The sequence below is a fragment of the Nonlabens antarcticus genome (genome assembly GCF_015356755.1).
Lineage (GTDB): Bacteria > Bacteroidota > Bacteroidia > Flavobacteriales > Flavobacteriaceae > Nonlabens > Nonlabens antarcticus.
In genome coordinates this window covers 238,470-261,213 of the sequence record NZ_JADFCO010000064.1, presented here as the reverse complement: position 1 = coordinate 261,213, position 22,744 = coordinate 238,470, and the positions used below count along the sequence as shown (strand labels likewise).

Below are 22,744 nucleotides of genomic sequence, written 5' to 3'. Positions count from 1 at the left end.
TTCATGATACTCAGTACTTATAAAATAACCACACTAAAATGCCTATAACTGCTAGTTTTAATTGGATAATGAACTTGAAAAGCGAGCTGGCAAAACCAGTCGTAAGATTGATAAATCGTATTTTTGCATAAAAATGTCCTATGGTCTTAGAACAATATTATACTAAATGTCTAGCACAAGGAACTTACTACATTTCTTCTAGAAAGGAGGCTGTAGTAATTGACCCCTTGCGAGAAGTTCAACAATACGTTGATCGAGCAGATGAGGACGGAGTCACCATTAAATATATATTTTTGACTCATTTTCATGCAGATTTTGTTTCAGGCCACGTTGATCTGGCTCAAAAAACGGGTGCTACCATTGTTATAGGTCCTAATGCCCAAACGAGTTACGCTTTCGCGAAAGCGGAACATCTAGAAAAGTTTTCAATAGGAGACATTACACTTATCCTATTACACACACCTGGACACACGCTAGAATCTTCCTGTTATCTATTAAAGGATAGTGACGGAAAGGAACAAGCGCTTTTTACAGGTGACACTTTATTTATAGGCGATGTGGGAAGACCAGATCTAGCAGCCAAAAGTGATATGTCCACACAAGATCTTGCTGGTTTATTATACGATTCCCTGCGCAATGTGATTATGCCATTAGACGATCATATTAAAGTCTATCCAGCACATGGCGCCGGTAGTGCGTGTGGAAAAAACATGAGCAGCGAGACTAGTGATTCTTTGGGGAATCAGAAAAAAACGAATTACGCATTAAATCCTGAATTGTCTAAAGACGAATTTATTAAAGAGGTTACAACTGGGATTGCACCACCGCCCGCCTATTTCCCGAAAAATGTACAGATGAATCGCGGTGTAAATTCCAGTATTGATGAGGTGTTACATCGCGGTTTAACAAGTATCAAGGCTAATGCTTTCAAAACTCTTGCAGAAGATTCTGAATATCTAGTCCTAGATGTAAGATCGCCACAAGAATTTACTGCTGGACACATTCCTGGGTCATGGTTCATTGGTCTGGATGGTCAATTTGCTCCATGGGTAGGAGCTTTGATTACTAATATAGATCAAAAAATAATCCTTGTAACTCCAGAGGATCGGGAGGAAGAAGCAGTCACTAGACTAGCGAGAGTGGGTTATGACAACGTCAATGGATATTTAAAAGGTGGTTTTGAATCTTGGAAAGATTCCGGTTTTGAAATTAGCTCTATAGAGAATATGAATGCTGAAGATTTTGTAAAAGGACTTGAAGATGGATCGATTAAGAATCCGCTGGATGTTAGAAAACCTGTAGAGTTTGAAAAGTCGCACCTTCAAGATGTTCCATTAAAAACACTAAATGCTGTTCATGAGCATGTGGAAAGCCTGAGTGCTGCTAACACCTATCACGTTCATTGCGCCGGTGGTTATCGATCTGTGATATTTTCAAGCATAGCACAAGCTAACGGTATCAAAAACATGGTTAATATTGAGGGTGGATATGGTGCAATTAAAATGGTTGCTCCAGATACATTAATGCAAAATAATTAAAAACAAGAGTTATGAAAAATCTTAATAATTTTGAGTGGAAAGAAGAAATTGAAAATGATCCTAATGCAGTTATCCTAGATGTAAGAACAGACGACGAGGTAGCGGAAGGAATGATTGAAAATGCCGTTCACCACGACATTCACCAGCCGCAGGAATTCATGGCCGCTCTTGAAAAAATGGATAAGTCTAAAAAATATTACATCTATTGCCGTTCTGGAAGTCGCAGCCAGCAGGCCTGTCAGATTATGAATCAAATGGGCTTTGAACACACTCATAACCTAACCGAAGGATTTAGCAAATGGGATGGTTCCATTTTTCATAAAATTTAAACGGTTACTCAGTTCCATAACGATACACAAACTTTTCCCTGATGCAACTTAAAAACATCCCACAACTCAAGCATATTGATGCTAATAATTTCTTTCTGCTATCTGGCCCATGCGCCATAGAGGGAGAAGAAATGGCGCTAAGAATAGCAGAAAGGATTCTTGAGATCACAGATAAGTTGAAAATTCCATTTGTATTTAAAGGAAGTTTTAAAAAAGCCAATCGCAGCCGCATTGATAGCTTTACGGGTATAGGAGATGAAAAGGCTTTGAAGATTTTGAGAAAGGTGAGCGAGACCTTTCAGATTCCTACGGTGACAGACATTCATGAGGTGAGCGATGCGGCCTTGGCTGCGGAATATGTAGATATTTTACAAATCCCAGCTTTTTTAGTGCGTCAAACCGACCTTGTAGTTGCTGCAGCTGCAACCGGCAAAGTGGTCAACCTTAAAAAAGGCCAATTCATGTCTCCGGAAAGTATGAAGCATGCGGCCCTTAAAGTTACTGACTCTGGAAATGAGCAAGTGATGATTACAGATCGCGGCACCATGTTCGGTTATCAGGATATGATTGTTGACTTTAGAGGTATTCCCACCATGCGTCAATATGCGCCTACGGTGCTTGACGTTACCCACAGTTTACAGCAGCCCAATCAATCCAGCGGTGTTACTGGAGGTCGTCCAGACATGATTGAAACTATAGCTCGAGCAGGAATTGTCAATCACGTTGATGGATTATTTATTGAAACCCATTTTGATCCTGCGAATGCAAAAAGTGATGGTGCAAATATGCTGGACCTTCAATATCTAGAAGGTTTGATGACGCGACTGGTTGCTATTCGCAAGACTATCACCGCATTTGGATAAATGATTTCAATTCATGGATTCCTTGGTATTAATATTGGGTCTTAAGGTCAATTTACTCACAAATAACTGCAATCATTTTTTAGTTGGTCTAATCAGGACTCAGTTTAAGCTTTAAGCTAAAAAACTCCTTGTTTATAAGTTACTTATTATTAAATCATTAGCGATAATTTAGCTACTAAATTCTAATTTATAAATATGGTTATTTATACAATATTAAAACTACATGGCATCTTTTCTACTAAACGAAAGCCACTGAGCGATCTATTTTATCGATAAAAGTAAACTTAAGCGGTCGTATATCGATAATGCCTTCCATAATAAAATTATATCCTGAACTATGCTATTTTTGATACTATGATAAAAAAATACCCCTTAGCCCTTTCTTCAATCCTTATTCTATGTGTAGGATTAATTTCTACCGCACAAATTGGAGTTAACACTAATAAACCAACTGCGAACCTAGATGTAAATGGAACGTTACGCATTAGGAGTTTAGAAAAAACCGTCGATGGCTTTCAAGCTAGTGGAACGGTTTTATATATTATGGGTGTTGATGAAAAAGGTAATGTGATTCCTATTGAAATAAGTGAAAACATTGTATTGGAAGGTAACAAACTGAAGGTTCAATTGCCAGAAGTTGAAACTGCAGTAACGGAATTGCCTAATGGAGGTAACTTAAGTGACAACTACTCAGGAGGAAAGGATGGATTAATTAATGATTTAGATTTAGGTATCGTTATTCTACCGGGAGATCCACGAGGACGTCGTCCAGTAATCAGGTTAAGTAATGGAGATAGTAATAGATCAGTGGAAATAACAGGCTTTAAAGCATCCTTTGATGGGGCACAAGCATGGTTGTATCCTACATCAGGAAACATTAAGCTCAAAAAGAAGAGTAGCAAATCCATAGCAGCAAATCAAATTCTAACTGATAAAGACATCACAGTTAAACCATTTGAAATGGTACAATTAATGTATGATGGTACTGCGCAGAAATGGTTGATAATGTCAGCCCCATCACAATCAAAAGAAGAGGATGATTAGATTAACTTTTTACTGATTCAAAATCCCGAAGCATTTAGTTGTTTCGGGATTTTTAGTTTAGCAATTGTGAGCAGATCAGTCTATCAAGACTACGTCCAACATTATTTTTTAAACTAATAGTTTGCGTTGAGATCTTTTTCTTTTTAAGACATACTTAGATTCTTATTCAACCCGTCTTAATTTTTACTGTCCCGGTAGTAAAAGTTTTTATTCACTATTACCTAGGAAGGATTTTATGGATCTTCCGATTAGATATGATCATCCTCATCTAGAAGGTCTCTGACGAAAGGCAGAAGGCTCTTCCTAAGAAGATTGATATATGAGTAGTTCTTATTATTATAACCCCTTATAAGTGTTCATATAATCAGTACATTCACTATCGATAATACCTTCATTACCTTTACATTGTGATGCGCAAGCATTGAATAATTTTCCGATAGTACTGTTCTCTAACGAAGATTTGGGTTATAGGCTTTCGGAAAAATCATGCATAATCTAAGCTTAAAGACAGATCGTTAATACCTCGGTAGAACGTGACACCCTCACTTTAACCTGATATAAATTAAATCCTAAGATAATAGCCATGTGAAAAGCCTTTCAATACTTTGTTACTCACTACCACATAGCAGTCCGCAAAAATGAACACGGATTAATGTAACTATACCATGATTAAGATCTTAAAAGTTTTTTCACGACTGTTGTTATTTCAAAATAAGACTTCAATCATAAAGCTTTGGCGAAATAAATGTTTAACTCAAATGATCTCATGCGATGATGTGATAGCGCAAAAAGGCTTTACAGATGGCATGCATGTAGATAGTGTTTTGATCTATGATCTAAAGTTGTTAGATCTATAAATAAGCTCAATTCCTATAAAACATAATTCATATGCTATTAAAGCTGACTATTGATCAGTATCATGGCTCTTTAAGAAATTAGATATTTTCACTAAAAACTCTTCACTCTTGAAAGGTTTTATTAAATAGTCATTTATCAAGGAGTTTTTCATTCTCTTTTCGATTTCAATTTGCTCTACTGCAGTCAATGCAATTATTGGAACCTCGACATTGAACTTTCTAATTTCTCGTGCCGCTGCAAACCCATCCATTCCCGGTGGCATATTAATATCCATTAGGATAAGATCATACTCTTTTTTCTGAGTCATTTCAATAGCTTCTAAACCAGATTCTGCTATTTCATAATTCCCATTAAAGCCTTCAATAATTTTTTTAGTTACTAATTGGTTGATTTTATTATCCTCTACAATCAGTATGGATGTACCAGTTAGGTCTTTAGATATTACATTTTCATCGATCAACTTCATATCAGACAAATCTAACCTGACTGATTCCAGTTTAAGTTTGAATTCTACAGTAGTTCCTTTTCCCAGTTCACTTTTTATAACAAGATTTGAATCCTGTAGTTCTAATATCTTTTTTGAGATGGCTAAGCCTAAACCAGTTCCTTCGAATTCTTCATTATGATTGATAAATTTTGTTTCATCAAAAATGTCATTTAATTTACCCGACGCGATACCTTTACCTGTGTCGCTCATCATAAATGCAAGAAGGTCGACAGGCCCAGTGGATCTTAATTTATTGATTTTTAGGACGATTTCACCATCCTTAGTAAACTTATTAGAGTTGCCCAGTATATTTATTAATACCTGCATAAGCTTCACAGCATCCCCTCTATACTTATTAGATACATCTCTATCGATTTCAATGTGAAATACGTTGTTGTGATCGAGAGAAACATATTTAGCCGATTCCACAGCATGATCACATAATTCTCTTATGTCAAATACCTCTTGAGTCAAGGACAGATATGAAGAACGATTAAGTTTATTCATTTCCAAAACGTTATTAATTAATGAAAGCAAATAATCTGCGCTGTACTTTAAAGATCTTATATTCTCTTTTTGTATCTCACGAATGGCTTTATCTTCAATTAAGATATTAGAAATACCTACAATTCCATACATAGGCGTTCTAAGCTCGTGACTAATGCGCGAGAACAAAGCATTTCTTGCTGTTAATAACCTATCACTTTTTTGTTTTTCCTCTAGATAAACTAAGTTCTTTTCTGCAAGATCTTTGTTTAATTTTTTTCTTCGTGAGAAACCTATTAATAAAAGAATTATAAGGATTGTAGAAATAGATAATGCAATTACAGACCAAAAAAGAGTGTTTTCTCTTAATGCTTTTTCCCTAACTATCTCACTAATTCGTTTTGCTTCAGCCACCTCAAATTCGGCTTTTGCATTTTCTATAGCAATAACCCGATCGATGCTGAATTTTTCCTTTCTCAATGAGTCTAATTTATTGGAAAGCTCTAAAGCTTTTTTATAGTTTCCAAGTTGAGCCTCGGCTTCTGACCAATGCAAGTAGCCCTCAATAACCACCTCAATATAATTTTCAGATTTTGCATATTTCACGGCTTTTTCAAATCGTGGTGTTGAAGCCTGATAATCTTTAATCAGCAGATAGTATTTTCCAGATAGTAATTGGGAACTTGCAGTGTAGGTATCAAAATTAAGCTTCTCAGCTAACCTTTCCGACTTCATAACGTAGGGTTCGGCTAAATCTGGCATTCCTAATTCTAAATACGATTCTGCTATATTGTAATTAGTTACAAAAAGGGTGTGTAAGTCGGCGCCAGATGATATCTTCAATACCTGTTTGTACTTTAATATCGCTTCTTCATAATTTCCTGTCAAAGCAAGAATATTAGCCATGTCCACATAAGAAGTAGTTAAAACCTCTTGTTTATCTTTTTCTAGAACATCTAGTTTTTGATAAATCTCTGCTTTCTCTAATGACTCCTCAAAAATTTTGGTCGCTTGCAATGTATCTCCCATTTGGATCAATGCATTTCCCAAATTACTTGAAATGTATGTGTAGTAATGGTAGAATTTCTTGGTATTGCTCAGCTCCCTGCCCTTTTGACTCAGATCCATCGCAGATACAAAATCTTGACCGTAATATTTTTCTCTTATTGTATCTAAAAGACTTACTAGTTCTTGTTGCAACTTTTTTTCCTCAGCATTATAGAAATTAGTATTCTTTTGCCCAAATGCAGAACAAAACATCATTAAAAATAAAACAGTAATACCGAATTTATTTGCGTGGAATTGGAGAGAATTCAAAATGAAGAGCGAGAATTAGATGATTTTAGAGCTACTGCGAAATATGAAAATACGTTTTTCCTAAATTATAATTCGTATAATAATCTTGTTTTATCGTATCAGAAAAAAGTTAAAACCTAATTCCCTTGCGTAAAACAAAAATCAATTTCAATTATTTTAACTTCACCTCTTATTCCCAAGTCTATCATCATAGGTGTTTTAAAAATCACTTAACTTCTGAGTTAACAGCTTGTTGATGATTTATGCTTACAGTTTTATAGATTCATCGCTTTATACAATCGTATGATTTCATATAGATAAACCGTTAGTGGATAATTTGAGATAATAATTAATTAGAACCACGCTATTCAACGATTATTTTAGTTTTTTAGCTCAATTAAATCTATTATTGCGTGGAATATACAGAGCTCGTCGTTCGCACTCTTAAATTAGAAACATGAATAAAATTACATTTTTAATAGTTCTTTTTGCCAGTGTTGTTTCAGCTCAAGATTTCACGGTGATGGAAGGTGGTACCCTTTCAATAAGCAGCGGTAAAATGCTTTATTTAAATGGAATAGAATTAAGACCATCCATTGACTATAATCTTGCAAATCCTACAAATTTTTCCGTTATTAACACGCCATTATCGAGTCCACATAGCATTAGTAATGTGGTTGAGCTATCTAACCCTCTAGAAAACTATCAAGGCAATATTACATTTTACTATCAGAATTCAGAGTTGAATGATTTAAAAGAATCAGATCTAGAATTAGTTGTGATGGACTCTGGTTCTGATTGGATAAACCTTGAGAGTTCGATCGATCTTGACATCAAATCATTTGAATTTACATTTGACAATCCGGTAAGTATTTTTGGTGTTACAGCGGTAGAGAAACAAACATTGAGCAGTACAGATTTTGATGAATTATCACTTAAAGTATTCCCCAATCCTACTACTTCTCTAGTGGAAGTCAATTATAAAAATAGCTTGCAAATTGAAGTATTTGATCTACTAGGAAGTTCATTACTTAAAACTAAAAATAACAGTGTTGATTTATCAAATTTTAGCTCAGGTATGTATTTGATGAAAATCATGGATGTACAAACGAATAAGAGTTTGTTGAAGAAGATCATTAAAAAATAAATCTTCTTAAACGGTTATTTTTAAAGCTTCAAACCTAATGCTTTCGAGGACAATACAAATTAGATTCAAATTTGTTGATTTCAACTGAATCCTTACTTTTAGCTAACCTACTCCATTTTAACCGCAGCTTTATTATCAAAAAATTCGCAGCCTTTAGTTGACGTTGGAATGCTCGTTGCAATGTCCTATTTGGATCTAAGAATCATTTTCGAAAGGTCTGTTTTAGTATTTATTATTTAATGCTATTCCGCTTTCGCGAAAGCGGACTTTAATTCCACCTGCTTTTAATATCTTAGAGGTATCTAAAAATCAACCTCATGAGATTTCTGATCGTAATATTAGTACTTTTATTTACCTCGTTAAGCTTCGGTCAAGGAACGAGATTGCTTAGACAGCCTACCGTTTATGGCGATCAAGTCGTTTTTGTCTATGCAAACGACTTGTGGAAATCTTCCATAAGCGGTGGAGATGCGCAACGACTTACCAGTGATATAGGTTATGAAAGTGTACCGCACTTTTCTCCGGATGGAAAACACATAGCTTTTACAGGTGAATATGATGGGAATACAGATGTTTTTGTAATTCCCGCACAAGGGGGAACGCCACAACGGCTGACTTATCACCCTGCCGGCGATTTTGTGAACGGATGGACTCCAGATAATAAAGTATTGTTCCGCTCAGATAGGGAAGGACGACCTACAGAGTCGACTCGGTTTTTCACCATAGGATTAGAGGATTCTTTTCCAGAGGCTATGAAATTGACGCGAGCTGCTTATGGAGAGCTTTCTCCAGATGGCAAATATGTTGCTTATACACCTATCACATCTTGGGATCCAGAATGGCGCAATTACCGCGGTGGCCAGGCAATGCCCATCTGGATTGTAGATCTCAAAACTAACGCTCTTCAAACCACAACTCAACCTACTAAGGAACGTCACCTCGATCCTGTGTGGCATGATGGTAAATTATATTTCCTTTCTGAGAGAGATTACACCAGCAATATATGGTCTTACAATCCAGTTTCCAAAGAAGAAAAACAAATCACATTTCATAAAAAGTTTGATGTTAAAAGCCTGGATGCTGACGAAAACCAGATCGTTTATGAACACGGCGGTTATTTGAACTTACTTGATCCAAATACTGGAACAACTCAGGTTATTCCTATTACCGTAAATGCTGACCTGAACACTTCCCGAGAGCGCTGGGAAGATGTATCTGCAAGAAGCATTACAAATTCCGCTCTTTCTCCCAATGGAATGCGGGCCTTATTTGAGCATCGCGGAGAAATTTTTAGTGTACCTAAAGAAAAAGGCTCTTGGAGAAATTTGACTAATTCTAGTGGATCTGCAGAGCGTTTTCCAGCGTGGTCTCCCAAAGGGGATAAAATAGCTTGGTTTTCTGACGCCAGCGGCGAGTATGAATTGGTTATCGCCGATCAGTATGGAGACAATCAGCGGAGCATAAAAATTGAAAACCCCACCTTTTACTTCAGGCCTCAATGGTCACCAGACGGTAATAACCTAGCGTACACAGATACAAACTATAATATCTGGATAACTAACATTACTAGCGGCAAAACTATTATGGCAGATACCGATAGCTATGCACATCCTGACCGATCTATGAACCCGGTATGGTCGCCGGATAGTAAATGGATCGCTTATGCAAAACAGCAAAAAAGTCATTTTAAAGCAATTTATGCTTACAACATAGATTCCAATAAGAGCATTCAACTCACGGATCCGCTGGCTGATGCCATTACGCCAGTATGGGATGAATCTGGAAAATATCTTTACACACTCGCAAGTACTGATTATGGGTTAAAATCTGGATGGTTAGATATGAGTTCGTTTGACCCATCTACAACGAGATCTTTATACGCCATTGTACTTTCTAAAGACGGAAAAGCTCCTAACCTGCCAGAATCAGATGAAGAAACCATTGCTGATATAAAAAAAGGTAAAAAAGAAAAGCAAAAAGAGAGAGAAGATAAAGGCTTTGATGCGGAGAAGGAAGGAGAAAAACCTATTAAGGTAACTATAGACGAAGTAGGGATTTACGACCGGACTGTTGCCATGGACTTGCCTGCTAGGAACTACACAGGACTCGCTAAAGCTGCAGAGGGTTTTGTATTTGTCATGGAATCCATAGAAAACAAAGAAGGTTTCACGTTGCATTTATATGATACTAAGAAACAAGAAGCAAAAGAATTTTCAGATGGTATAACAGGATTAGAAACCAGCTATGATGGGAAGTTTGCATTAATCAATTATGGTAGCAGCTACACCATTAACCCCACTACCACACCAGTTAAAATGAGTGATGGCAAGCTTGATATAGCGATAAAACTGAATGTAGACCCTAGAGCGGAATACGAACAGATTTTCAAAGAAGGATGGCGATACATGCGCGATTTCCTTTATGTGGATAATGTGCATGGAGCACCTTGGGGTAAAATATACGAATGGTATTCACCCTGGATTCAAGATGTAAGACATAGAACTGACCTAAATTATGTGGTTGACATTATGAGCGGTGAAGTTGCGATAGGTCATTCTTATGTATCTGGAGGCGATTTGCCAGATGCTAAAAGAATTCCTGTAGGATTGCTGGGTGTAGATTTAAAGAAAGAGAAGAACGGCTATCAGATAACCAAAATTTATAACGGTGAGCGTTGGAATCCAGATACTAGCAGCCCGCTAGGAATGCCAGGAATTGATGTGAACGAGGGAGACTTTATTATAGCGATCAATGGTAAATCCCTAGATGGAAGTATGAATCCTTATAAATTACTGGAACAGACTGCTGGAAGAGAAATTTATCTAGAAGTATCTGCCGCCCCAAATGGAAGCAATTCAAGAAAAGCACTTGTTAAGCCAGTATCTAGTGAGCGTGGTCTGCGATATATTGATTGGGTTGAAGGAAACCGCCGCAAAGTGGATGAATTATCTGACGGAAAACTGGCTTACGTTTATATCCCAAATACCAGCGAACCCGGCTTTACCTCTTTCAATAGATATCTGTTTAGTCAGCAGGATAAAAAAGGGGTAATTCTAGACGAGAGAAATAATGGTGGTGGTAGCGCAGCAGATTATATCATTGATATTTTAAAGAGAGAACCTTTTGGTTATTTCAACAGCAAGGCAAACGATAATAGACCCTGGACGACACCTATGGCTGGGATTTATGGTCCCAAAGTGATGATCATTAACGAGCGCGCCGGTTCTGGCGGTGATTTACTGCCGTATATGTTCAAGCAACAAAAATTAGGACCGCTTGTGGGAACTAGAACCTGGGGTGGCCTTGTTGGAACATGGGATACTCCTCCATTCATTGATGGTGGGCGTATGGTTGCACCACGTGGTGGTTTTTATGACCTTAATGGAGAATGGGCTGTGGAAGGAGAAGGAATCGCTCCAGATATCGAGGTGATTCAAACGCCAGGTATGACCATTAATGGTCAAGATCCACAATTAGAGCGAGCTGTCCAAGAAGCGCTAGAATTACTTAAAACCCAAGAATTCAAAATGAAACCTGAACCTAAAGCTCCAGTAAGATGGAAACGTGCTGCAGGCTATGAAAATGACAACTAATTATTTTATGAGTTGGAAGGGAAATAAAGCCCTCATTGCCTTCTGTATTTTTCTAGGGGAGAAACTAAATCTGCTGAAGGTTTATAGTGATTTATAGATTAATATTGATAGAATAATTCACTCTTACACAATCCTATTCTCTTTGACATTTTCCCTAAAAGAGAAACAAATAAGATTTAGATATCAGAAAACCAGATAACTTCTCATGATGGGTTTTGTGTTTGAGTTTGATTTTGACTATGGACATTCATTCTTGTAAAGACCACATTGCCTTCGGCATTTCTCCAGTAAAGAAACAAGCCCTTATAAACTCACATAAAACGGATGAAACTAGTTGATTTTGATTTCCCTTTTAATTTAGCTCACTCTTGCACTCCCAATTGTTTTTGACATTTTCTCAAAAGAGAAACAAATCAGATTTAGATTTTAGAAAACTACATGAATTTTTTGGAGGAGTTTGAAGTTTGATTTTCGTTTTGATTTTTGTTTAGGACTGAAAAAACACTTCTTAAAACTTGGTTTTCGCCTCGTTTACATAGTCTTCTAAATAGGAAAATCGTGGTGTAAGTGTTCCTTCTGGAGTGGTCATTCTTGCTCTTTCTAAAATACCGTCTGCATCATTGTTGAAAAAAGCTGGGAACACGTGTTCTAGAAACATCTCACCAAATCCCTCGCTCGCATCCTTAGGCAATTCACAAGGCAAGTTGTCCACTGCCATGACTGTAATAGACCTTGGTGTTTTAAACGCAACTTCCTTTTCGGTCATTGGATCGTAGCCATACAGCGGGTTTTCAATCGTAGAAGATCTAATCGTACAAGCTATAGGTCCATCAATGTCACAACTAACATCTGCTACTAATGAAATATTGAATTGATCAGATTTAATATCTTCTTTTGTAAAAAAGTAAGGTGCACCATCACCATAAAAATGACCTGTAATTAATAAATCTCCAACCGCAGAAAACTTTTTAAAGTCAGATTCTAACAGTTCAGGATTATTATAGCATTCTGTTTTTGTGGGTTTTAGGCCATCTTTTCTAACGTAATAATCTTCCACATCTAATTGCGTGAATACCGTCTGTTCATTTTTGAAATGGGCTAACTGTAAAAATTCTTTAGGTGTCAGTTCATGTATTTCTAAAACCTCAAGTATCTCACGGATTCCTCCTGCGACCTTACCAGTTCCCGTAGCAATTATGTTAATGGGTGGCAGCTCAGCCTTAATTTTTAGCAACTCTTTTTTGACTGATTCAAAGTCGGCAAGATCGTTTACTTTAGGCAATTGAAACAGTTCATCTCGCAGTCCCAATGCTCTGAATGCATTATATGCGCCTACTAGACCTGCATAACGGCCAAAGCCTATAAGCCTGCTATTGTTCTCATCCACTATTGTTTCATGATCGTAGAGTTCAATTTTCCGATCTAAAATAGCACGCAGTAGGTCGCGGTTGTAGGGTTGTTTTTTAATGGTGTGTGAGAAGAAAAAGTATTTCTTTTCTGGTATTAATGCATTGACTGGAACCTCCTTCACGCCTATCATGACATCAGCGTGAGAAACGTCGGCTGTTACTGTGAGTCCTTCATTGCTATAAGAAGCGTCTTCAAATATTCTTATAGGTGAGGATTCTACTAGTAATTCCGCTTTCGCGAAAGCGGACTCAAATCCAGCTGCCTGCAATGGTGATAAAACGACACGGCGGTCAGGGGGATTCTTGCGTTCCTGGATCAAGGCAAATTTCATAATGGTCATTTAAAGACTAGCAAGATAAGGATTGAGATGCTGCGGTGAGAGATCAAAATCGGGAAAAACCGGAAAGTGTTGGGGAAAAAAGTACTTATATAAAAGGTATGTACAGCGGCATCTTTGCACATCAATAATCATTAAAATAAACACTCATGAAAAAATTCATTGCAATTATCACTCTAGTTCTTGTAGGTGCTTTCAGCGCTCAAGCTCAAGAAAAAATGAAGAAATTCTCTAAAAAAACACCCTTAATCACTCTTGAACAAACACCTGGCGAGTTTACTAAAAAGGAGATAACGGTGGATGCTGGCACTTATATTTTTGCCGTTAATAACAAGGATGTAGGTCATGATGTAGGTTTTGTCCTCGTTAAAAAAGGGCAGGATATTACAAATGCGGAAAACCATATTAAAACGGCCTATGTCACCGCTCCAGTGGCAAATAATACAACTGGAAAATCAAAAGCGACTAAGCTGACTGCCGGAGAATATTACTATTTCTGTCCATTGAACCCCACTGCGACCGACAATATTTTGATCGTAAAATAAAGTGCTTCCCCTATAAGCGCGGCTGGCTAGGCTTTGTCCTTTCCAGTTTAAAAACCCTGGCGCGAGCTGGGGTTTTTGTTCAATTAATAAAAGAATAACATGTAACACCTATTTAAAGACACCAGGTCAATCATTTTTATTTTTATAACTTGATACAAGATCCATTGCCCAGTTGATTCCTTCTTCTATGGTTCCTATTACTAAAAACTCTTTTTTAAAGAACCTACCTTCAAAGTGTGCGGTATTCTGGCTTATTTCTGTTTGGGTAACGATACAGATTCCTATCAAATTTTCAATTTCAGAAGATTGCAGATAGGTCATAGGACTTACATTATAGGCGAAATTCCTGTTAGCTATGTAAACGAATGGTTCGCTAGCATAATGCTCTTCTACAATTTTGATTGTTTGTTTATTATTTTTCGGTTCAAGAAGCGCTCCTTCTTTAAGCTGAGCAATAACGTAGTGTTCAAAGAGGAAGAACTCTGCAAAGTCCGTGTTTTTATATACAATTTCTCTCATCGATAATTTGGATCTTAGTTGTTATTATTTTATTCAAAATTTAGATCTTTCTTACTCTTGAGCGATATCATATTGAGCAAACTAAAGATAGGGAATTTCTCATAAACCAAATAAAATAACGAGCTTATGGATGGTTCACTGATCATTAATCTAGTCGTAGAGTATCACATTTTATAATATCCTTTGGCATGATATTTAAGTAAGAGCTCTAGGAGAATACTTATATTTGCAATCCCATTTTTGAGGGATCCTTATTCAAGTTTTGAATAGTTGGTTTTTAAAAAGTGAGATTTGCGAGAAATCGCTATTGGGGTCGACTGGTTTTGACAGCGAGACTGAGTTGATTGTAAGCATGTAGAGCGCTGGAACATAGCTCTTAAATATCATGATTCAACTTTTTTAAACGGCGAGAACAACTACGCCCTAGCTGCATAATCCGAATTACAGTAGGATAATGCCTCGGTCCCGCAAGGCGGGACAAGCAGGAATTCTCTCAAAGGCCTTGGTTTATGGCATTTGATTTAGAGAATTCGTAAATATAGACCTATCCTCATCAGGGCTTTGATGTTGGGGAGAAACTCAATTGAAGACAAGCGTTGCTTTGGTAGTTTCTAACCGGTGTAACGACTGAAATTAAATGGAAACTAAACATGTAGAAAGCGATGAAATCACTCGTTTGGACGAGGGTTCGAATCCCTCCGACTCCACAAAATAACCATGCTAGAAAGCGTGGTTATTTGTTTTATAATTGAAGGGCTGGCTCTAAAAATTTAGATCATACGACAGGATGTCCTACAACATGTTCCATGGTCGACTTGGTGGGGCTATAGTAGTTTTTACTTCTTTTCGACCTCTGCAATATGCATTGACATAGGCCTGCGCATCTTCACGATTCTCAGCCTCAACAGGAAAACTATGTCCATCTAGACATCTTCCAGTATATTCCTTTGTCAGCTCTTCATTTTCTATTGAAGTTAGGTTAATTTCAACCTGAGCTTTTACTTCAATGGGGTCATCCATCTTATCAAAATTATTTATTTTAATCTCATGATTGTTTGCGGAAGCAGAAAATGCTGCTAAACCGAAAACGACGGCAAAAAATAAGTTTTTCATAAAAAGGTTTTTTGGTTATATTTAACTAAATATATATATAAAATTCGATTGTCTAGATTTATTTATATGCTATTATTATTTAGCTCTGTAATTAATGCTCAAAAAATCAATGGTTTGGTTACGGACTCTAACAATGATCCAATATCTTTAGTTATGGTTCAATTACTGGATGAGGATCAAAATATACTACAGTATAGTTACACTGATGAGGAAGGTAAGTTTGAATTTAGCACATCTATTGAAAATGCGAGGATTGAATTTCTTTTGATTCAGGGTCTTTTCTATCAAAAACAACGTTTAATTTACAATGACCAAAAGTTTTTCCCAATCACTTTGATCGAGTCAAATGCAAAGCTAAAGGAAATTGTGATAAAAGCACAAAAAATATGTAGAGATACGGTTGCTCTGGGTCTTTCCAAAAGAAATATTGATCGAACAGATAAGGTTGAAGATGCTCTAAAAAAAATTCCAGGTATCAATATTGATAAGCATGGCAGGATCTCTTATTTGAACAAGGAAATAGAAAAAATACTGATTGATGGGGATGATCTTGCAGGAAAGCAGTATACTTTTATCTCTCGTAATTTGCGAGCCGAGGTTCTCCAAGAAATTGAGGTACTCAAAAACTATGAGGAAAACACGATTTTAAGAAATGTGCAGAACAGTAACAAGATTGCCCTTAACTTAAGATTAAAGGATGCATACAAAGACATTTGGTTTGGCAATATAGATGGTACATATGGAAATGATCTAGGAGAAGATCAGGAGTATAAAGCTACTAGTACGGTCAGCCTTCTCAACTCAAAAATAAAATTATTAGGCGCCGTGCGTTATTCTACCCTAGGCGATAGGGCAATAACAGAACAGTTTAGTGAGCAAGGTGATAGGCCATCAGTGATGGATAGTGAGCCATTTTATAGATCTACAGACATAAATGTTCCATTGCCTGAAACCGTTATTAATTTCAATAAAGCCTATAGCACCACAATTTTATTGAACAAAAATATTGGCGGATACAGTGTCAGAAGCACTAACTATATAGCAAGAGATAACTTGAACCAATTTTATAACCGAACTACAATTTTTCCTTTTCAGGGCCAGGAGACATTGAATGAAAACTTTGTAAATAACAATAAGATTCTCAAGTTTCAAGGAGACGTCACGATTAATAGTAAAGAAGCAACTCGTAATTTTATTAAGAGTACCCTATTGTATGATATTACGAAAAGTGATGGTTTATCAAACCTTCAGGTAGAGAATCAGTTTATAAATGATGATCTGCAACAGCAAAGTATCAAAGTAAGTAACTTAAATGAGCTTACCACATTGTTAAATAACAATCTTATTATAGATTCCTATTTAAATTTAGGTTTAAACGATAGTAGTGAAAAAGTATCGATTCAAAGCAGTGAACAATTGTTTCCCAACCAATTTGATGGCGATAGAATTAATCAGGAAATAAGGAGAAATATTTTTTTAGCGGATATTGGTTCAAGTAGCCGCGTACAGTTGAATGATAAATCTGTACTCAAGCTGAGCGTGAGCGGGACATATTCAAATGATCGTTTTAGAAATCAGAGTTCTCCCACAGGCGTGGGTTTTGATTTTGCCGAAGATTTTGATCGATTAGATTTACAACTACCCATTACTTACATATACCGGATAAAAAGATCTACTTCTTTTATTGTAAATTTTGAACCTAGATATAGTGTTATAAACAAGGAGGAGTTTGGTTTATATGATTATTCGGCACAGTTTGAAACCATTTATTTAGGCAGCTGGTCGCTAGCTTATTTTCGTAAAAACAAATTGCCTTTAAACGATCAATTAGTTTCAGGAACATTTATATCAGGAACAAATACTATTATAGGGGCTAATGTGCCTTTTGAGCCTATCAAAGAAGATCAGTTTAGTCTACGACATAAAATACGTAATCGTAGCAGCTCGTTAGAGAATGAAATAACATTGGGATGGAGCAGGGCGGAATCAGTTCTTTTAACTAATCTAGAGTTACAGGGCAATTTCAATATTATTGATCTAGACCTAGTTCGCTTGGATCAAAACACTTTTAATTTAAAAGAGCAACTCGTCTGGCTGTTTGGCTCATATGGTCTAAATATAATTACTAACCATAGTATAGTTACTACACCGATATCTAGTGAAAATGATATAACCAGTAGAATTGTCGTAGGCTCTTATAATCTAAAATTAAATTCTTACTATAACTCTGGCTTTAATTTTGAAGTGAAAGTAGAATATATGAATAGCATTCAAGAAATTGAAAACATCAAAAATAGATTTGAAAATTATTCTTTGGAACTGGACCTATCTTATGAACTAAATGAAACGCTCGATTTTGGTCTTTCAAGCTATTCATCAAGAGTTAATGCGTCTACATACAACGTATTAAATTTAGAATCAAAATATGTACCTAAAAAAAAGAACTACTCTTTATCTGCGGGAGTTTTTAATTTGTTTAACGAGGATCAGTTTGTAACCCAGCAACGGGAAACATTTTTTTTTAGTACGACAAGTATACCTTTAAAAACTAGACTTCCTTACATCAAATACACCTACACATTCTAAACATTTTTTATAATGAAGACAAAAATTTTAATCGGTATTTTTCTGATAGTTCTCTGTAGCGCAGCTGCACAGAAAAAAAATACTGGATTGATCAAATATGTTCACCAAGATAATCTTCTCTCGGTAGAGTATAATGCGCTGCTGGCTATAGACGGACGAAAAACGTATTATGTAACCGCCCAAGACTCTCTGGGCGAGCGTGAAAAAATAAACACTTATAATAACAGTGTTGTTGAGGCTGAAAATTATAATTCTGTAAAAAAAACATTAAAGGCCGGTTTTCAAGTCTTTAATGATTTATCAAAACCATATATCTATTTTTCTCATGCTTTGTCCCTCAATACACCACTCGTTTACGTTCAAGAAAAAAGACCCATACACGACTGGAAACTGAGCAACGATACTAAGGAAATAGCTGGTTATGTCTGTAAGGCAGCCACCACGATCTTTAGAGGTAGAAAATACACTTGTTGGTATGCTACCGACCTTCCTCTACCTTATGGGCCCTGGAAGCTTATGGGCCTTCCAGGGATTATTCTGGGGGCTTCTAGTGAGGATGGTGCCTACAAGGTTTCTGCTGTATCTGTTAAATTTCCGTCAGCACAATCGCTTGTACCTCACAAAGAAAAGGAGCTCCTCGCTACTAACCATAAATTTTATCCATTACAATCCTATATAGAGTACCAAAGAAAGTTTATCAAGGAAGAGAATGAAATTATGCGTTTATCAGCTCTTAAATATAATGTCAAGGCTATAATGGGCAAAGAACGCGATAATTATCTTGAGATTTTTGGTAAATAGAAGCATAGAAAATTTAGAATTACATAAATTAATGACTACACCAGTATACCGCTAGTTGTTGAATATTTATAGACATTCGAATCACGTCAAAACAACTGTAAGTCGTTGAAAAACATCTCTTGTAACTTAACACCAGTTATGTAGCTGTTTATTTGGATAAACCTCAGAGTTGGAGTCACAATAGTACTCGGGATTGCTCAGAGACCATATTGTTTGTCTGTTTTGAACGTTTATAGTATGGAAAGCTCCTTTTTTAGGGGGCTAGCTCAAAATTTTTACTTTATATAAGTAAACTCAATCAATAATTGAATTTCAATGAATGCTTAATTCCCCTGTCTCAGCATTATTTTTTACGCACTAATCTCAAAAAGAATCAAGCCTAAAACACCTTTTAATGAATTTAAGCTATGGAACTGTTGCGATTAAGATCATGATTATTCTCACGATAAGGCAAAAGAATCTCTTGAAAAAAATATTGAATGTTATATTCTCAAACATTTACTACTTGAGAATAACACAATTACTCTCTGGAAAATTCAAACATAAAATCATAGAATTATTCTCTTAAATCACTAGTGCTATATTTCTCAATATAGGTCTAATGCTTTTTTTTATACTTTTTGAAGAAGTATTTTAAATCCCATCAATGTAAATAATTGTTAACTTTGTGGACAAACCTATCATTTGATCCCTTTTTAATGAAGTTTTTTTATTTAATATTTTTTTTAGCTCCGTTAGTGACTTTTTCTCAAATCGAGGATGCAGCTAAACGATTTGACTCTGTCTTTTATGATATTGCCGTAAATATCTCCTCTAATAACCCCAATCGTGCAATGCATCTCGCTGATTCCCTTTTAGTGAATGCTCAAAATGAAAGCAAAAAATAAAAGTAACTATGCTTATTGCTGACATATTAGCAAAACAAGAAAAGCTAGGTGATGCTATAATCTATGCTCAAAATGCCTTAGATATTGCAGTTGCAGAAAAAGATTACAATTTTCAATCTAGAATTTATGGTTTTCTATCTACACAATACAGAACTATTGGTTTTCATGATAAAGGGAAGAGCTTTTTAATTAAAGGATTAGCGGTAAGTGATCAAATTGAAAACAAGGAGCAGGTACTAAAGTACCGAGCAATGAGTCATCCAACATTCATGGAAACCGCTCAACTTACCTGCTGGTGGAACATCTAGTTTGAACTCGCACCCATAGCAATGCGTGCCAATGGGTGTTTCTATCTTTATGTCTTGCTGGTAATGATCCCTGTAATAATTGACGGTATCCATAAAGGACCGATCTGGATCTCGCGGATTGCTATTAAAAATCAATTGTACTTCTTCCTCAACATTTATCAAAGTAAGAATTGATTCTCCCAAATCCTCTCTCTTAAGGTTAGGCGTTACCTCAACGCTAGTTCGTAGCTCTGAATTTGGAACGATTCTGAAATGAGCATTCAATCCATCAACGGTAGTTCGTTTGGATTTATCTACCAGATTGAGAAAGAGTTTGATGTTCCATTCTGGATGGCATTTTTGAATCACATAGTGCTGAAAAGCGACGTCGTACAAATATTCACTCCATCCCAAATTACCTTTACTATTGATAAAAGATTCATGCGTACTGCTGTCAATAGACTTTGCCTTCACTTCAATCAGCCTGATGTTATTTCCTTTTTTTTCTAAAATATCAGTCCTAATAAATAGTCCATCATAAAGAAAGGCCGCCTCAAAAATAGTGACATTTTCCTGCTTCAGTAATTCTTCAGTTCGTGCTGCGAGTTTATCGTAATTCCAATCTTCTCCCAGAATCGGAATACCTTCTGGAAAGTACATCCTGGCAAGTTCCTCTACCTGAAAACCACCTTGCGCAAGGCCTTCTAGGAAGCTATCTGTCTCGCTGCTATCCTCATAGGCATCTTTTCTAGTGTAGAAGAGTTTGGTTGGGCAACTTAGGGCTAGTTTGAATCTAGATTTTGTGAGGTAGCGTGGTTTAAGCATTGTTGAAAATATAATCAAGGATTAAATTTGTTTCGGCCTCTCTTCTATTTTCTGCATCCAGCAACGTCCACGTCAAGTGATTCTCACCTATTTCACGTACTGCAGTGTAGCAACTTTTACCATAAGCTACCTGCTTTTTACCATAAACTGAATTACTGATCTGCCTATTGACTGACCTCTCTAATATAACCAGGTTGCCCAACGAATGAATCTCATCCTTCCAATCGTCCCATAAAGACAGTCTCATAGCCAGATCTTCATGATTGAATGATTGAATATGCTCAATATCAATTTCATCAAAAGCCAATATCTGGCGCAAGGCGGTTATTTCATCAGCATGGTCAGTCTTATAATTTTCATGCAGCATTGCCCCTAATCTACACAAAAGGTATTTTGTTTTAGGAATCCCTGCTATGGGCTGGTTAATGTTTTGTTCAAACGTGCCAATTTTAAAATCTGAGGATTTGTGGCGGTTAATTTCGACATTGATCATGTCAATTATCCTCTGTGGATCAGATTCTACAAACATTGATTTTAAGATTGCTCTTACAAAGTTGTGACACTCATTCACGGCCTTACCGAATTTCACACTATAGATAAGCAATAGTTTTGCAAACTGAATTTTATATGAACCTAAAAGCTCCTTTGAGATTGCTCTCTCATAAACATATTCAAAGGTTAAAATAGTTCTCCAATAGCGATTATAACGAGACCAGATTATAAAGTAGTAAGACATATCTTCTTCCAATGTTGCGCCTAGCGAGGAGTGCCAATCAACACGTAAGTTTATAAGTCGATCTATATCTGTGATTGATAATATCACATCATGCGCTTTTAGACCAAAACCTTCATTAGAAACATTGTTTAATAGTTTATCAAACAATTGCTCATAAAAAGTTTCTGTCCCCATGAAGTATAAGGAATTTTGCAAATCATATTTAGAAATTAAAATCATTTTATACAGAGCCAAAATATCCATTATGCTCGTAAAGACTTCTCCATTCTCTTTATTAGCAATATCTATTTTAGCATAGAGCTCTGAAATAGATTCAAACATTGATTCTTCTGCATTGTGTTTAGTTGTCAAATACTCATAAAAATTGACCTTAAATAAGTCCCCTGCATTGAGATCCATGCCAGTAGCATTGATTGCCTCAAATATTTGAAGGGTTTTTGAAAGATTAGCTTTTGTCTCAATACAAACGAAATAAACATTTTCCAAAATGTAGTTTTTAAACTCTTCAAGATCTTCTTTAGACAAGTTCTCTTCAAAAAAATCATGGATAAGTTTCAAGTTTTCAGCATACTTGTTTACCTGTAATTCAGCGTTAAGCTCTCCTATGTCCTTACTTAACACAAATTCCATGGCTGATTGTGCTTCTCCTTTATTTACCTTACTGGTAAGCCAACAGGTAGGAATTAGATCTTCTTGATTCTCGTTTCTTAAATTCAAGGCACGAAATATCAGCAGAAATGTTGTCAGGCGCTGTTGACCATCAATCACATCTCTTTTGCCTTCCTTAATTTCACTGATTTGCATAGTACCTATGAACATAGGATTTCTCTCCCCTGCCTCGTCTCTGAAATTCTCAAATAGATCTCTTAAAAATCTTCTTATTTCATTTTCACCCCAAGAATAGGGCCTTTGATATATAGGAATCTGCCAAGATCCATTATTTAATATGTGAAGATTATTATCTTTCTTAGTATGAGCAAGAGTAGCTGTGAAAGCATTTATTTCAAATGGTGATTTCATAATATTTGTTTTATAATTTAGGTGTCGTAATAGGCTT

Annotated in this window: 16 protein-coding genes and 1 other RNA gene; 11 read left to right on the top strand and 6 right to left on the bottom strand. The window is 36.2% G+C overall.

Annotated elements, in window-relative coordinates:
- Window positions 1-140 precede the first annotated feature (140 nt).
- From IQ282_RS07255 to IQ282_RS07240, 4 genes are all read left to right on the top strand, one after another.
- Complete coding sequence (locus IQ282_RS07255) at window positions 141-1,538, top strand: MBL fold metallo-hydrolase (protein WP_194851185.1); 1,398 nt, start codon at window positions 141-143, stop codon at window positions 1,536-1,538.
- Between the two features lie 11 nt (window positions 1,539-1,549).
- Complete coding sequence (locus tag IQ282_RS07250; protein ID WP_194851184.1) at window positions 1,550-1,867, top strand: rhodanese-like domain-containing protein; 318 nt, start codon at window positions 1,550-1,552, stop codon at window positions 1,865-1,867.
- Between the two features lie 41 nt (window positions 1,868-1,908).
- On the top strand, window positions 1,909-2,730 hold the full coding sequence (gene kdsA, locus IQ282_RS07245; RefSeq protein ID WP_194851183.1) for a 3-deoxy-8-phosphooctulonate synthase: 822 nt from the start codon (window positions 1,909-1,911) through the stop codon (window positions 2,728-2,730).
- Window positions 2,731-3,084: 354 nt separating this feature from the next.
- Complete coding sequence (locus tag IQ282_RS07240) at window positions 3,085-3,774, top strand: hypothetical protein (RefSeq protein WP_194851182.1); 690 nt, start codon at window positions 3,085-3,087, stop codon at window positions 3,772-3,774.
- A gap of 904 nt (window positions 3,775-4,678) precedes the next feature.
- Here the strand turns inward: IQ282_RS07240 and IQ282_RS07235 are convergent.
- The gene (locus IQ282_RS07235; RefSeq protein WP_194851181.1) at window positions 4,679-6,922 is read right to left on the bottom strand and encodes a tetratricopeptide repeat-containing hybrid sensor histidine kinase/response regulator; all 2,244 of its coding nucleotides are present in this window, start codon (window positions 6,920-6,922) and stop codon (window positions 4,679-4,681) included.
- A 436-nt stretch (window positions 6,923-7,358) separates the two neighbouring features.
- On the opposite strand from IQ282_RS07235, the gene IQ282_RS07230 reads away from it, so the two are divergent.
- Complete coding sequence (locus tag IQ282_RS07230; protein WP_194851180.1) at window positions 7,359-8,048, top strand: T9SS type A sorting domain-containing protein; 690 nt, start codon at window positions 7,359-7,361, stop codon at window positions 8,046-8,048.
- 317 nt (window positions 8,049-8,365) lie between these two features.
- Entirely contained in the window at window positions 8,366-11,641 is a 3,276-nt protein-coding gene (locus IQ282_RS07225) for a S41 family peptidase (RefSeq protein WP_194851179.1), read from the top strand.
- A gap of 508 nt (window positions 11,642-12,149) precedes the next feature.
- Here the strand turns inward: IQ282_RS07225 and IQ282_RS07220 are convergent.
- Window positions 12,150-13,382, bottom strand: a complete 1,233-nt coding sequence (locus IQ282_RS07220) for an NAD(P)-dependent oxidoreductase (RefSeq protein WP_194851178.1) — start codon at window positions 13,380-13,382, stop codon at window positions 12,150-12,152.
- A 155-nt stretch (window positions 13,383-13,537) separates the two neighbouring features.
- Here IQ282_RS07220 and IQ282_RS07215 point away from each other — a divergent pair, with 155 nt between their 5' ends.
- The gene (locus IQ282_RS07215; protein ID WP_194851177.1) at window positions 13,538-13,933 is read left to right on the top strand and encodes a plastocyanin/azurin family copper-binding protein; all 396 of its coding nucleotides are present in this window, start codon (window positions 13,538-13,540) and stop codon (window positions 13,931-13,933) included.
- 126 nt (window positions 13,934-14,059) lie between these two features.
- Here IQ282_RS07215 and IQ282_RS07210 read toward each other — a convergent pair whose 3' ends face one another.
- The gene (locus IQ282_RS07210) at window positions 14,060-14,452 is read right to left on the bottom strand and encodes a hypothetical protein (protein ID WP_194851176.1); all 393 of its coding nucleotides are present in this window, start codon (window positions 14,450-14,452) and stop codon (window positions 14,060-14,062) included.
- A 309-nt stretch (window positions 14,453-14,761) separates the two neighbouring features.
- Here IQ282_RS07210 and ssrA point away from each other — a divergent pair.
- Window positions 14,762-15,162, top strand: a transfer-messenger RNA (tmRNA) gene (ssrA, locus tag IQ282_RS07205).
- 82 nt (window positions 15,163-15,244) lie between these two features.
- On the opposite strand, the gene IQ282_RS07200 is transcribed toward ssrA, so the two are convergent.
- A complete protein-coding gene (locus tag IQ282_RS07200) occupies window positions 15,245-15,565 on the bottom strand; it encodes a hypothetical protein (protein WP_194851175.1) in 321 nt (106 codons plus the stop codon).
- A gap of 66 nt (window positions 15,566-15,631) precedes the next feature.
- Here IQ282_RS07200 and IQ282_RS07195 point away from each other — a divergent pair, with 66 nt between their 5' ends.
- From IQ282_RS07195 to IQ282_RS07185, 3 genes are all read left to right on the top strand, one after another.
- Window positions 15,632-18,151 carry a carboxypeptidase-like regulatory domain-containing protein gene (locus IQ282_RS07195; protein WP_194851174.1) on the top strand — a complete coding sequence of 840 codons (2,520 nt, stop codon included), beginning with the start codon at window positions 15,632-15,634 and terminating at the stop codon, window positions 18,149-18,151.
- Window positions 18,152-18,163: 12 nt separating this feature from the next.
- Window positions 18,164-18,952 (top strand): GLPGLI family protein, encoded by a 789-nt coding sequence (locus IQ282_RS07190; RefSeq protein ID WP_194851173.1) that lies wholly within the window; start codon window positions 18,164-18,166, stop codon window positions 18,950-18,952.
- Window positions 18,953-19,847: 895 nt separating this feature from the next.
- Window positions 19,848-20,147: a hypothetical protein gene (locus IQ282_RS07185; RefSeq protein ID WP_194851172.1), complete on the top strand. Its 300-nt coding sequence runs from the start codon at window positions 19,848-19,850 to the stop codon at window positions 20,145-20,147.
- Here IQ282_RS07185 and IQ282_RS07180 read toward each other — a convergent pair.
- Window positions 20,076-20,951, bottom strand: a complete 876-nt coding sequence (locus IQ282_RS07180) for a hypothetical protein (RefSeq protein ID WP_194851171.1) — start codon at window positions 20,949-20,951, stop codon at window positions 20,076-20,078. The genes IQ282_RS07185 and IQ282_RS07180 overlap by 72 nt on opposite strands.
- Window positions 20,944-22,707: a DUF262 domain-containing protein gene (locus IQ282_RS07175; protein WP_194851170.1), complete on the bottom strand. Its 1,764-nt coding sequence runs from the start codon at window positions 22,705-22,707 to the stop codon at window positions 20,944-20,946. Before IQ282_RS07175 ends, IQ282_RS07180 begins: the two co-directional genes overlap by 8 nt.
- Window positions 22,708-22,744: the final 37 nt, after the last annotated feature.